General features: G+C 71.2%; 14 protein-coding genes. 10 read left to right on the top strand and 4 right to left on the bottom strand.

Features of this window, described 5'->3' with window-relative positions:
- The first annotated feature begins 500 nt into the window (after positions 1–500).
- Together BLS56_RS29575 and BLS56_RS29580 are read left to right on the top strand one after the other, a co-directional pair.
- Entirely contained in the window at positions 501–1,322 is an 822-nt protein-coding gene (locus BLS56_RS29575; RefSeq protein ID WP_091457698.1) for a M23 family metallopeptidase, read from the top strand.
- Positions 1,323–1,591: 269 nt separating this feature from the next.
- Positions 1,592–2,788: a serine hydrolase domain-containing protein gene (locus BLS56_RS29580; RefSeq protein ID WP_091457701.1), complete on the top strand. Its 1,197-nt coding sequence runs from the start codon at positions 1,592–1,594 to the stop codon at positions 2,786–2,788.
- Here the strand turns inward: BLS56_RS29580 and pcrA are convergent.
- Entirely contained in the window at positions 2,785–5,163 is a 2,379-nt protein-coding gene (gene pcrA / locus BLS56_RS29585; protein ID WP_091457703.1) for a DNA helicase PcrA, read from the bottom strand. The two genes, BLS56_RS29580 and pcrA, sit on opposite strands and share 4 nt — an antisense overlap.
- 265 nt (positions 5,164–5,428) lie before the next feature.
- On the opposite strand from pcrA, the gene BLS56_RS29590 reads away from it, so the two are divergent.
- From BLS56_RS29590 to BLS56_RS29615, 6 genes are all read left to right on the top strand, one after another.
- Positions 5,429–5,773, top strand: coding sequence for a chorismate mutase (locus tag BLS56_RS29590; RefSeq protein WP_228772040.1), 345 nt, complete (start codon positions 5,429–5,431; stop codon positions 5,771–5,773).
- 103 nt (positions 5,774–5,876) lie between these two features.
- The gene (locus BLS56_RS29595; protein WP_091457804.1) at positions 5,877–6,185 is read left to right on the top strand and encodes a hypothetical protein; all 309 of its coding nucleotides are present in this window, start codon (positions 5,877–5,879) and stop codon (positions 6,183–6,185) included.
- 128 nt (positions 6,186–6,313) lie between these two features.
- Entirely contained in the window at positions 6,314–7,375 is a 1,062-nt protein-coding gene (locus BLS56_RS29600) for a hypothetical protein (protein ID WP_139191074.1), read from the top strand.
- Between the two features lie 265 nt (positions 7,376–7,640).
- Entirely contained in the window at positions 7,641–8,552 is a 912-nt protein-coding gene (locus tag BLS56_RS29605; protein WP_091457708.1) for a hypothetical protein, read from the top strand.
- A 256-nt stretch (positions 8,553–8,808) separates the two neighbouring features.
- Positions 8,809–10,152 (top strand): serine/threonine-protein kinase, encoded by a 1,344-nt coding sequence (locus BLS56_RS29610; protein WP_091457711.1) that lies wholly within the window; start codon positions 8,809–8,811, stop codon positions 10,150–10,152.
- A gap of 11 nt (positions 10,153–10,163) precedes the next feature.
- Complete coding sequence (locus BLS56_RS29615; RefSeq protein ID WP_091457714.1) at positions 10,164–11,825, top strand: serine/threonine-protein kinase; 1,662 nt, start codon at positions 10,164–10,166, stop codon at positions 11,823–11,825.
- A 52-nt stretch (positions 11,826–11,877) separates the two neighbouring features.
- On the opposite strand, the gene BLS56_RS29620 is transcribed toward BLS56_RS29615, so the two are convergent.
- Positions 11,878–12,567 (bottom strand): response regulator, encoded by a 690-nt coding sequence (locus BLS56_RS29620; RefSeq protein WP_228772041.1) that lies wholly within the window; start codon positions 12,565–12,567, stop codon positions 11,878–11,880.
- Entirely contained in the window at positions 12,564–13,850 is a 1,287-nt protein-coding gene (locus tag BLS56_RS29625; protein WP_407640565.1) for an ATP-binding protein, read from the bottom strand. The genes BLS56_RS29620 and BLS56_RS29625 overlap by 4 nt, the downstream gene beginning before the upstream one ends.
- 112 nt (positions 13,851–13,962) lie before the next feature.
- Between BLS56_RS29625 and BLS56_RS29630 the strand changes: the two genes are divergently transcribed.
- Positions 13,963–15,192, top strand: coding sequence for a PspC domain-containing protein (locus BLS56_RS29630; RefSeq protein WP_228772042.1), 1,230 nt, complete (start codon positions 13,963–13,965; stop codon positions 15,190–15,192).
- Entirely contained in the window at positions 15,185–15,403 is a 219-nt protein-coding gene (locus BLS56_RS29635) for a hypothetical protein (protein WP_091457721.1), read from the top strand. The genes BLS56_RS29630 and BLS56_RS29635 overlap by 8 nt, the downstream gene beginning before the upstream one ends.
- A 139-nt stretch (positions 15,404–15,542) precedes the next feature.
- On the opposite strand, the gene guaA is transcribed toward BLS56_RS29635, so the two are convergent.
- Entirely contained in the window at positions 15,543–17,099 is a 1,557-nt protein-coding gene (gene guaA, locus BLS56_RS29640; protein WP_091457723.1) for a glutamine-hydrolyzing GMP synthase, read from the bottom strand.
- Positions 17,100–17,292: the final 193 nt, after the last annotated feature.

Genomic DNA, 17,292 nt, shown 5'->3' on the forward strand with positions numbered 1-17,292 from the left:
CGCAGGCCGCCCCTCGCAGGCCGCCCCTCGCAGGCCGCCCCTCGCAGGCGCGCGAAGCGCGGCCTGCTCGGTTTGGCGATCCGGCAGGCGGGTGATCTCGGGGCAGTGACGCGGGGGCGGCGGGGGTGTCGTTTTCGCGCGTTTCGTGACCTGCGGGGACGGGCGGGGCAGGCGCGCGTCGCCACCCGGATGGTCGATTGAACCGAGACGCAGATCACACTAGGGCCGTGACATCGATCTAACTTTGCGTAGTAAGCGCAGGACATCAACTTTCGCCCAGCCAGCCCCTTGGCATAACCGGGTGACGACTGTTGCCCGCCAAGCCGCCCCCCCGTTACTGTCCCCGGGTCCGTTGTCACAGTCCGATCACGAATAGGACAGGGACGGCATCCAGCACCACGCCGACCCAGCCGGGTCCCCCGCCCGGTGTCCGACACCCGATGCTCGTCCCCCGCGAGCAGGTGTTCGAGACGGGCTCCCCGAAGGCGGAAGGCTAGGTCTTGTCCCGACATCGCTCCACCGGCGGTGAACGTGAGTTCGCCGCGCTCGACGAAGCCATCGAACGCGGTGCGAACCGCGTTCGCGGTGCCCACCGGATCGCTCCCCCGTCCTCCGCGCTCCGTGGCCGCGTCGTCGTGGCCGCCGTCGCCGTCGGCGCTTTCGCCGCCGCGGCCGCCGGACAGACGCTCCAGTCGACCACGACGCCGGACCCGGCGAGCTCGTCCGACGAGATCATGCCGCTGGCTGGTGCCCGCACCGCCGCCGCGTCGATGGGCATGGGCGGCGACACCGAGTCGGCCCCCGAGTTGCTCGCCCTGGCCAGGCAGTCCGACGGCACCGTCGAGGCCCAGAAGATGGCCACGACCGAGCGCGTCAACCAGGCCAAGGCCGCCCGCGCGGCCGAACTCAAGGCCAAGCAGGAGGAAGCGGCCCGGCCCAAGGTCGTGCGCCCCGCGCAGGGCACCTTCACCTCAGGGTTCGGCGCCCGCTGGGGCGTGACCCACTACGGCATCGACATCGCCAACCGCATCGGCACTCCGATCGTCTCGGTCGCCGACGGCGTCGTCCTCGAGGCGGGCACGGCCAGCGGCTTCGGCCTCTGGGTCCGCATCCAGCACAAGGACGGCACCGTCTCGGTGTACGGGCACGTCAACGACTACGTCGTGCGCGAAGGCCAGAAGGTCAAGGCGGGACAGCTCATCGCCCACATGGGCAATCGCGGCCAGTCCACTGGCCCGCACCTGCACTTCGAGGTCTGGGACGCCGACGGTCGCAAGCTCAATCCCACCTCCTGGCTCTCCGCACGGGGCATTCGGCTCTGACTGGGCCGGTGTACCTCCTCGCGCGCGATCCCAAACGGCGCGAAGCCCCGAACCAACCCGAAAGTGGTACCGAAAGCTGATCCGCCGCCTGGTGCGATCCCTCGTTCATCCCGGCCCCTCTCGCCGTCGTTGTCGATGAGGACAGTGAACCGCAGGGCACCGACAATTTCTCGAACTGCCGTTCGACCAGCGGCGACGCGATAGGTTGCTGCCATGAGCGAGCGTGCGGGCGAATCATCGCGCGGCCGCCGAACGGGTCAGGCGGCCTCGTGAGCGGTCTTTCGAAGCCCAGGCTGGACCGCTGGCGCGCGGCGCTGGCCGGTCATGTCGATCGCGGCTCGGTTCCCGGCCTGGTCGCCCTGCTCAGCAGGCACGGCGAGACGCACGTCGAGGCGATGGGCGGCCAAGCGGTCGGCGGCGCGCCGATGGCGCGCGACACGATCTTCCGGATCTCGTCCATGAGCAAGCCGGTCACGGCCGTCGCGGCCATGATCCTGCTCGAAGAGTGCGTGCTCCGACTGGACGACCCTGTCGATGATCTCTTGCCCGAACTGGCCGACCCACGCGTTCTCCGCAGTCTCGACAGCCCGACCGAGGACACCGTTCCCGCCGAGCAGCCGATCACTGTCCGTCACATTATGGCGTCGACCTTCGGCCAGGGGCTCATCATGGCCCCGCCCGGCACCTACCCGATCCAGGACGAGATCGCCCGGGTCAGCCTGGCTCCCGGACCGCCGACGCCCGCGTCCCCACCCGACCCGGACGAGTGGATACGGCGGATAGGGCGACTGCCGCTGCTGACGCAACCAGGCCGAACCTGGTGGTACGACACGTCCTACGACGTGCTCGGCGTTCTCGTCGCGCGCGCGTCCGGCCAGCCGCTCGACGCCTTCCTGCGCGAGCGGATCTTCGCGCCGCTGGGCATGGTGGACACCGGTTTCCACGTTCCGGAAACCAAGACGCACCGCTTCGCGACCGCCTACACCAGAACTCCGGAGAGTGACGACCTGGCGGTGTACGACCCGGCCGAGAACGGCCAGTGGAACGCGCCCCCGGCGTTCCCGTCCGGCGGCGGCGGCCTCGTCTCGACCGCGGACGACTACCTCGCGTTCGGCCGGATGCTGCTCGACAACGGCCGTTACCCGGGTGGGCGCATCCTGTCGCGGCTGTCCGTGCGGACCATGACGACCGACCAGCTCACGCCGGGGCAGAAATCGAACCGGGGCGTGGTGGATTTCGACACCTTCGGCTGGGGTTTCGGCTTGGCCGTGGTCACCCGGCGCGACGCCGTCGACAAGACGCCCGGCGCGTTCGGCTGGGACGGGGGCCTCGGCACCACCGCCCGGATGGACCCGGCCGAGGACCTGACCGGCATCCTGCTCACCCAGCAGGCCTGGACCTCACCGGCAGGCCCCCCGGTGCGCGCGGACTTTCTGACCTCGGCTTACCAGGCCATCGACGACTAGAGCTTCACCATCGGCACGCTGCCGATCAGCATGAGGCGGATCGTGCCCGACGAGCCGAAGTCGATGGTGGCGGTGGCGCGCGGGCCCTGGCCTGCGGTGGCCACGACCGTGCCCAGGCCGTACTTGTCGTGGTTGACGCGGTCGCCGACGTTCAGCGACAGGGCGGGGGTGTCCTGCCAGCCCTTGAACGACGTCGACCGCATCCCGCGCCCGGCGAGGCCCGCCTGCGCCGAGTCGCCGCCGGTGCGGCCGCCCCAGGTGGTGGCCCGGGTGGGCGCGGAGCGCTCCGGGCCGACGCGGCGCCACTCGATCAGGTCGGCCGGGATCTCGTCGAAGAAGCGCGACGCCGGGTTGGTCATCGGCTGGCCCCACGCCGACCGCACGATGGCCCGCGACAGGTACAGCCGCTCACGCGCCCGGGTGATGCCGACGTACGCGAGCCTGCGTTCCTCGGCCAGTTCGACCGGGTCGCCCAGGGCGCGCATGTGCGGGAAGATCCCGTCTTCCCAGCCGGTGGAGAACACGACCGGGTACTCCAGGCCCTTGGCGGTGTGCAGGGTCATCAGGGTGACCACACCGCCGCTGTCCTCGTCGGGGTCGGGCACCGAGTCGGCGTCGGCGACCAGCGACACACGTTCCAGGAACGCGGCAAGCGAGCCTGCCCGCGGCCCGGTCTGCTCTACCGGCTCGGTGTCAGCGGGCACGTCGTCTTCGGGGGGCGCGGGCAGCTCGGTGAACTCGCGGGCCACTGTGAGCAGCTCGGTCAGGTTCTCCAGCCGGGAGGCGTCCTGCGGGTCGTCGCTGGCCTCCAGCTCGGCGCGGTAGCCGGTCTGGTCGAGGACGGCGTCGAGCACCTCGGCGACGTCTTGGCCGTCGTCGACGAACCGGCGCAGGCCGTCGATCAGCTCCACGAACCCGGCGATCGCGCGCTGGGAGCGCGGGTTGAGCATCGCGACCTTGCCCTCGGTGGCCGCGCGCAGGGCGGTGGCGAAGGACACCCGCTCGCGGTCGGCGTGCGCGGACACGCACGCCTCCGCGCGCTCTCCGATGCCGCGCTTGGGCACGTTGAGGATGCGGCGCAGGCTGACGGTGTCGTCCGGGTTGGCCAGGACGCGCAGGTACGCGAGAGCGTCGCGGATCTCCCGGCGCTCGTAGAACCGGACGCCACCGACGACCCGGTAGGGCAGACCGAGCCGGATGAAGATCTCCTCGAACACCCGCGACTGGTTGTTCGTGCGGTAGAAGACGGCGACGTCGCCGTTGTTGGCCGCCCCGGTGTCGACCAGGCGGTCGATCTCGCCCGCGACGAACGCGGCCTCGTCGTGCTCGTTGTCGCCGACGTAGGCGACGATCTTCTCGCCGTCGCCCATTGCGGTCCACAGCCGCTTGTCGCGGCGGTCGGGGTTGCGCGAGATCACCGCGTTGGCCGCGGCGAGGATGTTCTGGGTGGAGCGGTAGTTCTGCTCAAGCAGGATCGTGGTGGCCTGCGGATAGTCGCGCTCGAACTCCACGATGTTGCGGATCGTCGCGCCGCGGAACGCGTAGATGGACTGGTCGGCGTCGCCGACCACGCACAGCTCGGCGGGCGGCAGCCCCTCGGAGCCCTTGCCTACCAGCTCGCGGACCAGCGTGTACTGGGCGTGGTTGGTGTCCTGGTACTCGTCCACCAGCACGTGCCGGAAGCGCCTGCGGTAGTACTCGGCGACGTCCGGGAAGTCCTGCAGCAGCCCGACCGTGCGCATGATCAGGTCGTCGAAGTCCATCGCGTTGGCCTCGCCCAGCCTGCGCTGGTACTCGAGGTAGACCTCGGCGACGCGCCGCTCCAGGTCGTTGGTGGCCTTGCCCTTGGCGGTCTCGGCGTCGATCAGCTCGTTCTTGAGGTTGGAGATGTGCACCGACAGGGTGCGCGCGGCGTAGCGCTTGGGGTCGAGGTCGAGGTCGCGGGCGACCAGGGTGATCAGCCTGCGCGAGTCGTCGGCGTCGTAGATGGAGAAGCTGCTGGTCAGTCCCAGGGTCTTGGCCTCGCGGCGCAGGACGCGCACGCACATCGAGTGAAACGTCGACACCCACATGGCGTTGGCGCGGCGGCCGACGAGGTCGGCGACCCGCTCGCGCATCTCGGCGGCGGCCTTGTTGGTGAAGGTGATCGCCATGACCTGGCCGGGATGCACGTGCCTCTCGGCGAGCAGGTAAGCGATGCGGCGGGTGAGGACCCGGGTCTTGCCCGAGCCCGCGCCCGCGACGACGAGCAGCGGTGTGCCCGCGTGCTCGACGGCGCGCCGCTGCTGGTCGTTGAGGTCGTCGAGGAGGGCCGCTGAGCCCGGCGCTGGGCTGGGGACGCGGGGCTCGGTGGGGAGGTCGAAGAGGGCTTCCATCGTGCGGACAACGGTACCGGTGGGCACCGACGATCGCGACGACCGGCGCGTCCGGGCGAAGTGGGGAGGTCAGGTCGACCGCCGGGACGAACCTGTGTAACACTGGTGTCATGCCTGGCTACTTCGACTTTTTTTACGGGACCCGGACTCCGGCTCCCGTTGTGGCGTAGGCACCGCACTCCACCACGAAGCCCCGGAGTCCTCGGACCCGGGGCCTTCGCTTGCTCTCGGGAATCCGAACTCCGCCGAAACGCCGAGGATCACGATGAGCCCCATCACCGAAGACACCAACACCGCCGCGCCGAACGCCGCCGAGCCGAGCCAGGACGGCACGAGCGTGCCCCGGCCGGGTGTCGAACTGCCCGCGCCTGAGGAAGTCGCCGAGCTACGCAAGGAAATCGATCACCTCGACCAGGAGATCCTGCGGCTGGTGAAGCGCCGGGCGGAGGTGTCGCGCACGATCGGCGCGGCCCGGATGGCCGCGGGCGGTCCCCGCATCGTGGTCAACCGGGAGATGGACGTGGTGGCCCGCTACCGCGAACTCGGCCCGGCGGGCCGGACGCTGGCGATGGCGCTGCTCGACCTCGGCCGGGGCAAACTCGGCCGCTGAGGCCGCTCTCGCCCGGGGCCGTCACGGCCGCCGCGGCCGATGTCAGGGTGGAACCAGGGGCTTCCCCCATTCCGCGGTGGCGCGGCTGGGGCAGACTGGGACCATGCTTGATCTCATCGCGGTTCTCGTCGCCATCGTCGCCGTGGTGGCCGCTCTCGGCTACGTCGGATACCTCGCGCTGTTGAACTCCGCCGCGCGCAAGCGCGGGGCGAGCGGGGCGCCGGTCGCGCAGTACGTGCGCGGCCGGTGGCCGGTCGCCGGGGTGACCACCGCGGGCGCGGTCCTCGGTTGGCTGCTGACCAGCGGCAGCGGCTTCACCGACGTGCTCGCGATCCTGCTCGCGGGCGGGTCGGGCGCGGTCGCGGGCAGCGCGCTGTCGACCACCATGGCGAAGTACCGCGGCCAGAAATAGGCCCCGAAGCAAGCCCGGCCGTACGCCCACAGTGGAAACCGCTCCGACAATTCACTCGAAAGAGTGGTGTCGCTGGCGGGTTCCCGCCCTGCCGTCCGAACGCTGCGCTACGGCTTACGCTTTCCCGAGTGGACGGCGACTCTCCGAACAGCGGCTCTCCGAAAACCGAGCCAGGTCGAGGCAGGCACCATCGCGGCGCTGTCAGCGGGGCAGAGGACACCGACATCCTGCCGGTCATGGGGCATGTCGACTACCTCGCCAGCTACCTCGACGCTGACGACACAGACAGCGTCGATTCCCCTTACCGGGCCACCGGATACCCGGACACCGCCCAGCGCGGTAAGGAATACCGGGAAACCGATTACCGCGATCCCGAATGGCCCGAGACCGAGTCCCCGGAAAGCCCCGCCACCGGGCTCGCGAAATTTGATCTTGGCAGTATTCCCGCCTCGGTCACGCCGCCGAAGTCGTGGCGGCACGCGGCCTGGTTCGCGGTGGCCTCGGCGATCCTCGTGCTGGTCGGCCTGACCTACGCCGCGGTGGCCCTGATGACCGGTCCGCGCAAGCCGGACGTGGTCGACGCGCTGCCGGGCCTGCCCGCCCTGCCCAGCCACCAGCAGCCCCAGCCGCCTACCGAGCGGCCGACAGTCCGGGGCGACCAGCCGAGCAGCGAGGTCGCCGACACCCCCACGACGGTCGCCGTCCGCAGGCCGTCGGCGAGCCGCACGGTGACCGTCCAGACCACCACCACCGCCTTGACGCCGTCGACCACCGGCACCGCCCCGTCCACGGTCGTGTCGAGCCCGCCGCCGCGGCCGAGCACGACCTCGGCGGCGCCGCCCTCGCGCAGCACGGTGACCAGCCCGCTGCTCGTCGCGCCCGCCAACGACGCCGAGGTGATGGGCGACCTGACCGAGGCGTACTACCGGGAGGTCACCGAGGACCCGGACGCGGCGTACGCGCTCACCGCGGGGCACATGCGCCGCGCGGGCCAGGCCGAGATCGAGCGCCGCTACGCCGACGTGGAGCGCGTCGAGGTGCAGCAGATCGTCATCGACCCCAACAACGGGACGACGCGGTCGACGTTGCGGGTCGTCCACAAAGACGGGACAGTGACCACCGAAGAACGCGAACTGGTCTTCACCTATGGCTCCGATCCCCGCATCAGCGACGAGCGGGCGGCCGCGTGAGCGGCCGTTTTTCCCCGTTCGCCCAGGTAGACGCGGTGGCCCGCGCTGTGGGAGGCGCCGGGCCTCAGGTGGCGGCCCGGTTAGGCCGATGGCACTCGATCTAGCAGATCGCGGCCGAAGCACCGCGTGACGATTGCTCTTTTCGGGTGAAAAATTTCGCCGCCCATCGCCTCGATCGGGTGACGAGCCGAGAAAGAGTGGTGTAACCACCGGGGCACACGGTACGAGTTGCCCCGATGGCCGACTCAAGCGGAGGAAAGCGACAGTGGATCGTCCGACGACCGGCAAGCGGCGCGTGCGCTCCGGTTCGGTTCACGTCACCGAGCTGATCAGGAAGCAGCCCCCGCCGCTCACCCTGCCCGCCGACTTGCCGAGCGGCCTGTCCGCGGGCTTGGTGGACGAGGTCGCCGCGCCGCGGACGCGGGCGGCCGAGCCTGCCGACGACGCCCCGGTCGCGCACCGTCGGCCGCCCTCGCGCGGCGCCCAACTGGCCAAGGTGACCGGCCTCGGCCTGGCCGTGATCACCCTGTGCGGCGCGGTCGCCACCGCCACGATGATCGCCCGCGACCGCGGCGCCGCCCGGGCCGCGGCGGAGCAGCGGCCCAAGGTCCAGATCACCGGCGAGCGGGCGCTGCTGCCCGACGAGCTCAACCGGGCCGTCGTCGAGTCCAGCCAGGGCAGGCCGGACACCCGCGCCGCCCAGCGGAACGGCACGGCCGCGGGCGAGGTCAGCGCCGTCCCGCCCGCCCAGCCGAGTTCCCCGGACCAGACAGCGGCCACCGGGCAGTCCACCACCGGCCAGTCCACCTCGGCCGCGCACACCGGCGCGGGCGACACCAGCCCGGCCAGGACCGGGCAGTCCCAGCGGCCGGTCAGCTCCAGCCGGGAACTGGTGCTGGAGTACTACCGCCTCATCAAGGTCAACCCGAGCGGCGCGTTCGACCTGCTCGCGGGCGACCTGCTGGGCACGACGCTGTCGGAGTTCATCGGCTCGTGGACCGCGGTGGCGGACATCGAGGTGCTCGACGTGCAGGAGCGCTCCGACGGCGTCCTCGCGGTGATCCGGCTGCGGCTGCTCGACGGCACGCACCTGCGCATCCAGCAACTACTGACGGTGACGAACACCACGCCGCAGAAGATCATCGCGGCCGAACTGGTCTCCGCTCAGTCCAACTGACCGACGCCCCGCCGGACACCTCGGCCCGGCAGGGGGCGCGTTGTGACAGTATGTAGCCGTCGCCGTTCCCATCCCGGTGGTGATGGGACTGCGTTCGTGCGCGCTGCGTGAACGCCTAGCCTGGAGCGGTCGGCCACCCGGGAACAAGACCGCGTCGTGGAAGCTGATTGCCCGGGTACGCACCGGTGGCGCACACCCAGCGCACCGTTGACAAAGCCCGCGACGCCCACCGCGGGCAAGGGAGGTTCCGGTCGGGATGAGCGACGAGGGCCGGCTGGTCGCCGGGCGCTACCGGCTGGAACGACGCATCGGCAGCGGCGCCATGGGCGTGGTGTGGCTCGCCCACGACGAGCGGCTCAACCGCCCGGTCGCGGTGAAGAAGCTGCTCCTGCCGCCCGGGCTGCCCGAGGACGAGGCCGAGGAGGCGGTGGCCCGCTGTATGCGCGAGGGCCGCATCGCCGCGAAGCTGCACCACCCGAACGCGATCGCGGTGTTCGACGCCGTCGACGAGGACGGCGTGCCGATCCTGATCATGGAGTACCTGCCCTCGGTCAGCCTGGCGATCGCGCTGTCCGAGCAGGGCCCGATGGACGTGGCCGAGGTCGCCCGGATCGGCGCGCAGGTCGCCTCGGCGCTGGCCGCCGCGCACGCCGCCGGGATCGTGCACCGCGACATCAAGCCCGGAAACATCCTGCTCGGCGACGACGGCTCGGTGAAGATCACCGACTTCGGCATCTCCCGGGCCACCGACGACGTGACGGTCACCAAGACCGGCCTCATCGCGGGCACCCCCGCCTACCTGGCGCCGGAGGTGGCGATCGGCCGGGAGCCCGGAGCGGCCTCCGACGTGTTCTCCCTCGGCTCGACGCTCTACGCGGCCGTGGAGGGGGAGCCGCCGTTCGGCCTGTCGGAGAACACGCTGGGCCTGCTGCACGCGGTCGCCTCCGGCAAGATCAACCCGCCGCAGAAGTCCGGCCCGCTGACCGGGGTGCTGACCGCGCTGCTGTCCACCGACGTCGACGCGCGGCCGACCGCGGCCAAGGCCCGCGACATGCTCGGCGCGGTCGCCCGCGGCGAGGACCCCGACGTCCCGCCCGCCGCGTTGGCCGCCGCGGCCGAAGCCGCCACCCGGCTGGTCGCCCACCCCGCGGCGGAGCCCACCTCGGTGACCGGCCAGCCGGTGGTGATGGCCGCGCCTGCCCAGCAGCCGCGCTCGCGGACGCCGCTGGTGTTCGGCGCGCTCGGGGTGGCCGTCGTCCTGGCGATCGCCGTGCTGCTGATACTCAACCGGGGCACCGAGAAGAACCCCGGCAACGGGGGCACCGACCAGATCGACACCGCGCCCAGCTCGCAGGTCGTCACCACGACGACCGTGCCGCAGGAGACGACGAACCGGCCGCCCGGAACTCGGGTCGTGCCGCCCCCGCCCGTCACCACGTCGTCGGAGTCGGTCCAGCCGACCACGACCACCACGGTCGTCCCGACGACCACCACCACGACGGCGACCACGACCACGACCACCAGCACCACGACGCCAACGCAGCCGCCGCCGCCATCCACCACTGTGGAGCCCTCCGTGTCCACGCCCGCCGCCGGATAGCCAGGAGCGCAATGACCAGCGAGCAGATCTTGGTGGCCGGGCGCTACCAGCTCGGCACGCGCATCGGCAGCGGCGCCATGGGTGTGGTGTGGAAGGCGCACGACGAGCGGCTGCACCGGACCGTCGCGGTGAAGCAGCTGCTCTCCCAGCCCGGGCTTACCGAGGCGCAGGCAGACGAGGCGCGCCGCAGGGCCATGCGCGAGGGCCGCATCGCGGCGCGGCTGGCGCACCCGAACGCGATCACCGTCTACGACGTGGCCGAGCACGACAACGAGCCCTGGCTAATCATGGAGTACTTACCGTCGAAGAGCTTGGCGACGGTGCTCAACGAACGGGAGTTCCTCCCGCCGACGGAGGCGGCGCGCATCGGCACCCAGGTCGCCGCCGCGCTGGTCGCCGCGCACGCCGCCGGGATCGTGCACCGGGACGTGAAGCCAGCGAACGTGCTGCTCGGCGAGGACGGCACGGTCAAGATCACCGACTTCGGCATCTCCCGGGCCACCGGCGACGTCACGGTCACCGCGACCGGGATGCTCGCGGGCACCCCGGCTTACCTGGCGCCCGAAGTGGCCAAGGGCGAGCAGCCGACCTCGGCGGCGGACGTGTTCTCCCTCGGCTCGACGCTCTACACCGCCGTCGAAGGGCACTCGCCGTTCGGATTGAGCGAGAACACCCTGGCGCTGCTGTACGCGGTGGCGGCGGGCAAGGTCATGCCGCCGCGGCAGGCGGGGCCGCTGACCGCGCTGCTCATGCAGCTGCTGCGGGCCGACCCGAGGGAACGGCCCACGATGACCGAGGCCAAAGACGCGCTCGCCGCCGTCGCCGCGGGCAAGCCGCTGCCGTCGATCGCCATCGCCCACCAGCGCACCGACCCGTACCCGAAGCCGCCGCGGCCGATCGTGGGGCCGCCGCCGGGCACCCCGCCGCACGGGCACCCGGGCACGCGGCTCGACCTGAACCCGTTCGCCGAGCCGACGCCGTCCGGCGCGCGCCCGGTCATCCGGCCTGACCCGGGTCGCTCTGGTCCGCCGTCGCGCGCCAACGGCTCCGGGCCGAGAACGCCCGCGGGCGGCGGCCGCGGTCAGCGGCCGGTGCCGCGGAAGAAGCGGGCCGACTCGCGGTCGATCCTGCTTACCGTGCTGGCGATAGTCGCCGCGGCGTTGATCGGCATCCTGGTGGCCAGTCTGCTCAACGCCACCGACTCCCCGCGGGCGGGCGGCACGACGTCGACCACCGTTCCGCCTGTGACCTCGGCATCTCCTACGACTAAAACCACGACGACTACCCAGCCGACGACTACCACGACCAGAACCACGACGACGACCACCACCACTACCGCCACCACGACTACGACGACGCGGGCGGCTGCCGAGTACGAGAACGCGGTGCGGGAGTATTACGGGCTGCTTCCGCATGACACTAAAGCGGCGTGGGAGTTGCTTACCGAGCGGGCGAGAGCGAAGTCTAACGGTTACGCGGTCTATAAGAACTTTTACGACTCTCTGATCTCGGTGCAGTTGACTTCGGCGCGCGTTGAGGGCGACCGGGTGGCTGCTGAGGTGGTTTTCGTGAATAAGAGGGGGAAGGTCTCCTCTGAGCCGTACTCTTACGCGCTCGTTGAGCAGGATGGCAAGTTGAAGATCGACAACTATGCCAAGACCGGGGATGGCTGAGTCCCCGGTTGCCCTTGGCGGGTTGGCTCGATGGGGTGTCTGGCGGTTGTGGCTAGACGAGTCGGCGGTCGGAAGCCCAGCGGGACAGTTCGTAGCGGTTGGAGAGTTGGGTTTTGCGTAGGACGCTGGAGACGTGGGTTTCTACCGTCTTCACCGAGATGAACAGTTCCGAGGCGATCTCTTTGTAGGCGTAGCCGCGTGCCAGGAGGCGGAGGACGTCTCGTTCTCTGGGGGTCAGCAGGTCCAGTTCCGGGTCGTTGATGGGGGCCGCACCCGGGCGGTCGGCGAAGGCGTCCAGGACAAAACCGGCTAGGCGGGGGGAGAAGACTGCGTCGCCCTCGGCGACGCGGAGGACCGCGGTGGCCAGGTCTTGGCTGGAGATTGTCTTGGTGACGTAGCCCCGGGCGCCTGATCGGATCACGGCGATGACGTCTTCTGCCGCGTCGGAGACCGAAAGGGCCAGGAACACGACTTCCGGCTGGGACTTGCGGGCCTGGCGCAGGACCTCCGCGCCGCCACCGTCGGGCATGTGGACGTCGAGGAGGACCACGTCCGGCTTGAGGTGGTTGATGCCCGCCACGGCTTCGCCGACGGTGCCCGCTTCGCCGATGACCTCGATGTCGTCGGTGATGGTGTCCAGTTCGGCGCGGACGCCCGCGCGGAACATGCTGTGGTCGTCGACCAGGTAGACCCGGACGGGGGGCTTGGGGGTGGTGGGGTTGGCGTCCATGTTTTCCGTCATGAGGTCACTTTCGTGCGGGGCATGTGCAGTTGCACTTCGGTCCCGTCGCCGGGGGCGGTGCGCAGGCGGATCTCGCCGCCGTGGCGTTCCATTCGGCCGCGGATGGAGTCGGCCAGGCCGTGGCGGTCTTGGGGCACCGTGTCGGGATCGAAGCCCTTGCCTCGGTCGCGGACGAACACGGTGACCCTCTCTTCCTCCACCTCACCGTAGACCGAGACCTCGGCCACCCCGGCGTGTTTGGCGGCGTTGACCATAGCCTCCCTGGCGGCCATCACCACGGCCATGAGGCGTTCGTCCACCTCGCAGTCGCCGACGACGACGTGCTGGACCTTGACGGCGAAGGTGTCCTCCACCTCGCCGGACGCGCGGGCCAGGGCCTCGGACAGGACCCCGGCCGCCGGGCCGTCGGAGAGGGCCCGGCCGTAGCCGGACGGGCCGTACAGCCAGCTCCGCAACTGGCGCTCCTGGCCCCGGGCCAGCCGCAGGACCTCCCGTGGGGCCTCGGCCTGCTTCTGGATCAGCGCGAGGGTCTGCAAGACCGAGTCGTGCAGGTGGGCGGCGATCTCGGCACGCTCTTCGGTGCGGATGCGCGCGCGGCGCTCTTCGCCCAGGTCGCGGACGAGGCGCAGCCACCAGGGGACGGTCAGCACGGCCACGCCGACCAGGGCGGCGAGGACCGCCAGCAGCGCGAACTGCACCTGGTCGAGGCCGATGCTGCTGATCAGGAAGATCGTGATGCCGGTGGCGACCAGCGCCGCGCCGCTGAGCACGCGGATGACCGCGGCCCGGCCGCCGCCGCCGAGCACCGCGCCGGTGACCCGGCGCCGCTGCGACTGGTCGGCCTCCCGCCACACCAGGGCCGCGCCTACCAGCGCCACGGTAAGAGCGCCCGCGACCCAGCCGCTTACCGCGCCCGACAGTGTTCCCGCGCCGACGGTAAGCCCGGTGCCGAGAGCGACCAGACCGAACGCCTGCTGGCGCTCCTTGCGGGAGATGCCCGGGGCCGACTCGTCCACCGGCGCCTGCGGGGCGAAGATCCACAGCAGGCCGTAGGCGACGACCCCGGCGCCGCCGAGCGCGGCGAGCAGGGCGAAGGCGATGCGGACCCACAGCACGTCCATGCCGAGGTGGTCGGCGAGACCGCCCGCGACCCCCGCGACGGCGCGGCCGGACCGGCGCCGGTACAGGGTCGGCTGTGCCCGCTCCGCGCTCACCGCTGTGGTCTGTGCCCGCTCGATGTCCGCCTCCGCCGACGGCAGGTGCTCCCCGACTGCTGCTTCCACACCAGAATGCTCACACGGCGACCACCGCGCCACATCGGGGAACGACCCTGAGCGGGAAGTCAGGGTCGTTCCCCGATGCAGAGGGCCCCGCCGCGGAGTGATGCTGGGAAACGTGAGTGGCACATCGATGAACAACGCGCATGGCGCACTGGGCGTGGAGGACACGCTCAAGGACTTCTGGGCGACCCGCCCTCGACGGCCCCGGCGGGGCCGCAAGGTCGCGGGCGTCGCGGCGGCCATCGGCAACCGCTACGGCATGGACCCGCTGGTGGTCCGGGTCGCGTTCGTGGTCGCGACCTTCTACAGCGGGGCCGGGCTGCTGTTCTACCTGCTGGGCTGGCTGTTCCTCGCCGAGGAAGGCGACGAGGCGTCACCGGCCGAGGCGCTGCACGGCAAAGGCCGCAGCTCCACGTCGACGCCGTTCACGATCGCGCTGTGCATCGCGCTGATCCCGGCCTTCGGCGTCTTCTTCGACCGCACGCTCAGCGGCTGGCTCGGGCTCGCGGTGGTGTTCGGCCTGCTCTTCCTGCTGCACCGCGGCCGGGGCCACCTGGGCGCACCGCCCGCCCCGACCTCGGCCGACGCCCCGACGGTCGCCATGGCGACCCCGGTCGACGAGCACGGACAGCGCACGACCCCGCCCGCGTGGGACCCGCTCGGCGCCGCGCCGTTCGCCTGGGACCTGCCCGAACCCGGCGGGTCAGGGCCCGACCCGGAGCCGCCCGCGCCGCGCGGCCGGTCCAGGGTCGGCGTGATCACCCTGGCGGCGGTGTTCCTGACCGTCGGCGCGGCGGTGCTGGCCGAGCCCTACCTCGGCTGGGTCAGCGCGCGGCACGTCATCGGCGTGGTCCTGGCCATCCTCGGTCTCGGCCTGGTCGCCGGGTCGTTCGTCCGCGGCGGGCGCGGCCTGATCGGGCTCGCGATGCCGCTGGCGGCCCTGGGGATCGCGCTGACGCTGGTCTGGCCGAACGGTTTCTCCACCAACAGCATCGGCGACCTCCGTCAGCAGCCGACCGCCCTAGAGCACGTGCAACCCGAGTACCAGCGCGACATCGGCTCGATCGACCTGGACTTCACCGTGCTCCCCGCGAGCGGCTCGGTCAAGACCCGCGCCCAGGTGGACGTGGGCGACGTGACCGTGGTCGTGCCGAGGAACGCCGACGTCACGGTGCGCTGCGCCGCGGGCATCGGCAGCGTGAGCTGCCTCGGCCAGGAGGCGGACGGCCCGAGCCCCGATGTGACCAGGACCGATGACCTCGGCCCCGACGGGGCGGGCGGTCTCAAGCTGGACCTCGACCTTGAGGTCACCGGACCAGGAAGCGTGGAGGTGCGCCGTGGCTGAGCACGACGAGACCAAGGTGGGGCGCAAGCGGCCCGACTTCCTGACCATGTTCGCCGGGATCGCGACCCTGTTCGTGTCGGCCTACGTGCTGACCGACGGCCAGATCTGGGTGCCGATGCTGGACCCGAGGTGGCTGGTCGCGGGCGGGGCCGTGGTGGTGGGCCTGCTGCTGCTGGCGTCCTCGATGCGGGGGAAGGGAAAGCGCGAGTAGATCCCTTCGCCGCTCACCGCCGAACGGCCCGGTCACCACACGGTGACCGGGCCGTTCTCGCGCGTGCTGTTCCCACGCGGTGCTATGCGGGCGGTGCTATCCAGGCAGCGCTATCCCGGCAGCGCTATCCCACGCGGTGCTATTCCCACTCGATGGTGCCCGGGGGCTTGCTCGTCACGTCGAGGACGACGCGGTTGACCTCGGCGACCTCGTTGGTGATCCGGGTGGAGATCCGCTCCAAGACGTCGTAGGGCAGCCGGGTCCAGTCCGCGGTCATGGCGTCCTCGCTGGACACCGGCCGCAGGACTACCGGGTGGCCGTAAGTCCTGCCGTCGCCTTGGACGCCGACACTGCGGACGTCGGCAAGCAGGACTACCGGGCACTGCCAGATGTCGCGGTCGAGACCCGCCGCGGTGAGCTCTTCGCGGGCGATGGCGTCGGCGGCGCGCAGGATCTCCAGGCGGGCGGCGTTGACCTCGCCGATGATGCGGATGCCCAGGCCGGGGCCGGGGAACGGCTGCCGGTGCACGATCGTCTCCGGCAGGCCCAGTTCCAGCCCGACCCGGCGCACCTCGTCCTTGAACAGCGCGCGCAGCGGCTCGACCAGCTCGAACTCCAGGTCGTCCGGCAGGCCGCCGACGTTGTGGTGGCTCTTGATGTTCGCCGCGCCGGTGCCGCCGCCGGACTCCACCACGTCGGGGTAGAGCGTGCCCTGGACCAGGAAGCGGTACTTCTCGCCCGCCTCAACCTGCAGGTCGAGTTCAGCCTGCTCGAACACGCGGATGAACTCGCGGCCGATGATCTTGCGCTTCTCCTCGGGGTCGGTCACCCCGGCCAGGGCGGCCATGAAGCGCTCGCGGGCGTCGACGGTGACCAGGCGGACGCCGGTCGCGGACACGTAGTCCCGCTCGACCTGGGCGCGCTCACCGGCGCGCAGGAGACCGTGGTCTACGAACACGCAGGTAAGCCTGTCGCCGATCGCGCGCTGCACCAACGCGGCCGCGACAGCGGAGTCGACGCCGCCGGACAGGCCGCAGATGGCCTTGCCGTCGCCCACCTGCGCGCGAATCCGCTCGACCTGCTCGTCCACGATCGACGACGTCGTCCACTGTGGACGGATACCGGCGATGTCGTGCAGGAAGCGGCGCAGGACCTCTTGACCGTGCGGAGAGTGCGCCACCTCCGGGTGGTACTGCACGCCTGCGAAACGACGCTCAGTGTCCTCGAACGCGGCCACCGGCGCGCCTTCCGACGACGCGGTGACCGCGAAACCCTCAGGGGCCTTGGTGACGCAGTCGCCGTGACTCATCCACACCGGGTGACGGCCCGGCAGCCCGTCGTGCAAGACGCCGGTGCCCGCACCGAGGTCGGTGCGGCCGTACTCGCGGGTGCCGGTGTGCTCGACGGTTCCGCCGAGCGCCTGCGCCATCGCCTGGAAGCCATAGCAGATGCCGAAAACCGGCACCCCGGCCGCGAACAGGGCCGGGTCGACGGCGGGCGCGCCCTCGGCGTAGACGCTTGCCGGGCCGCCGGAAAGCACGATCGCGGCCGGTTCCTTGGTCACGATCTCCGCGACGGTCGCGGTGTGCGGCACGACCTCGGAGTAGACCTGCGCCTCGCGCACCCGGCGGGCGATCAACTGGGCGTACTGCGCGCCGTAGTCCACCACGAGGACCGGGCGGTTCTGTTCTGTCATCGGGCTCTTCACCTTCCGTGGGTGCCGGAAGCCGGAGCGCGAGAAGGCTGCCGCACGGGACACCTTCTCGGCACACAGCAGTCCAGCACTGTGCGCCGACCGGTCCCTCCCTGGGTTTCTCTCCCGGAGATGCCTGCCTGCGCACCTGTCGCGCAGGTTTTCCGTGACGCTCGAACCAGACCCGCGCGAGCGC

This window comes from Actinokineospora iranica (assembly GCF_900101685.1).
In the GTDB taxonomy this organism is placed as follows: domain Bacteria; phylum Actinomycetota; class Actinomycetes; order Mycobacteriales; family Pseudonocardiaceae; genus Actinokineospora; species Actinokineospora iranica.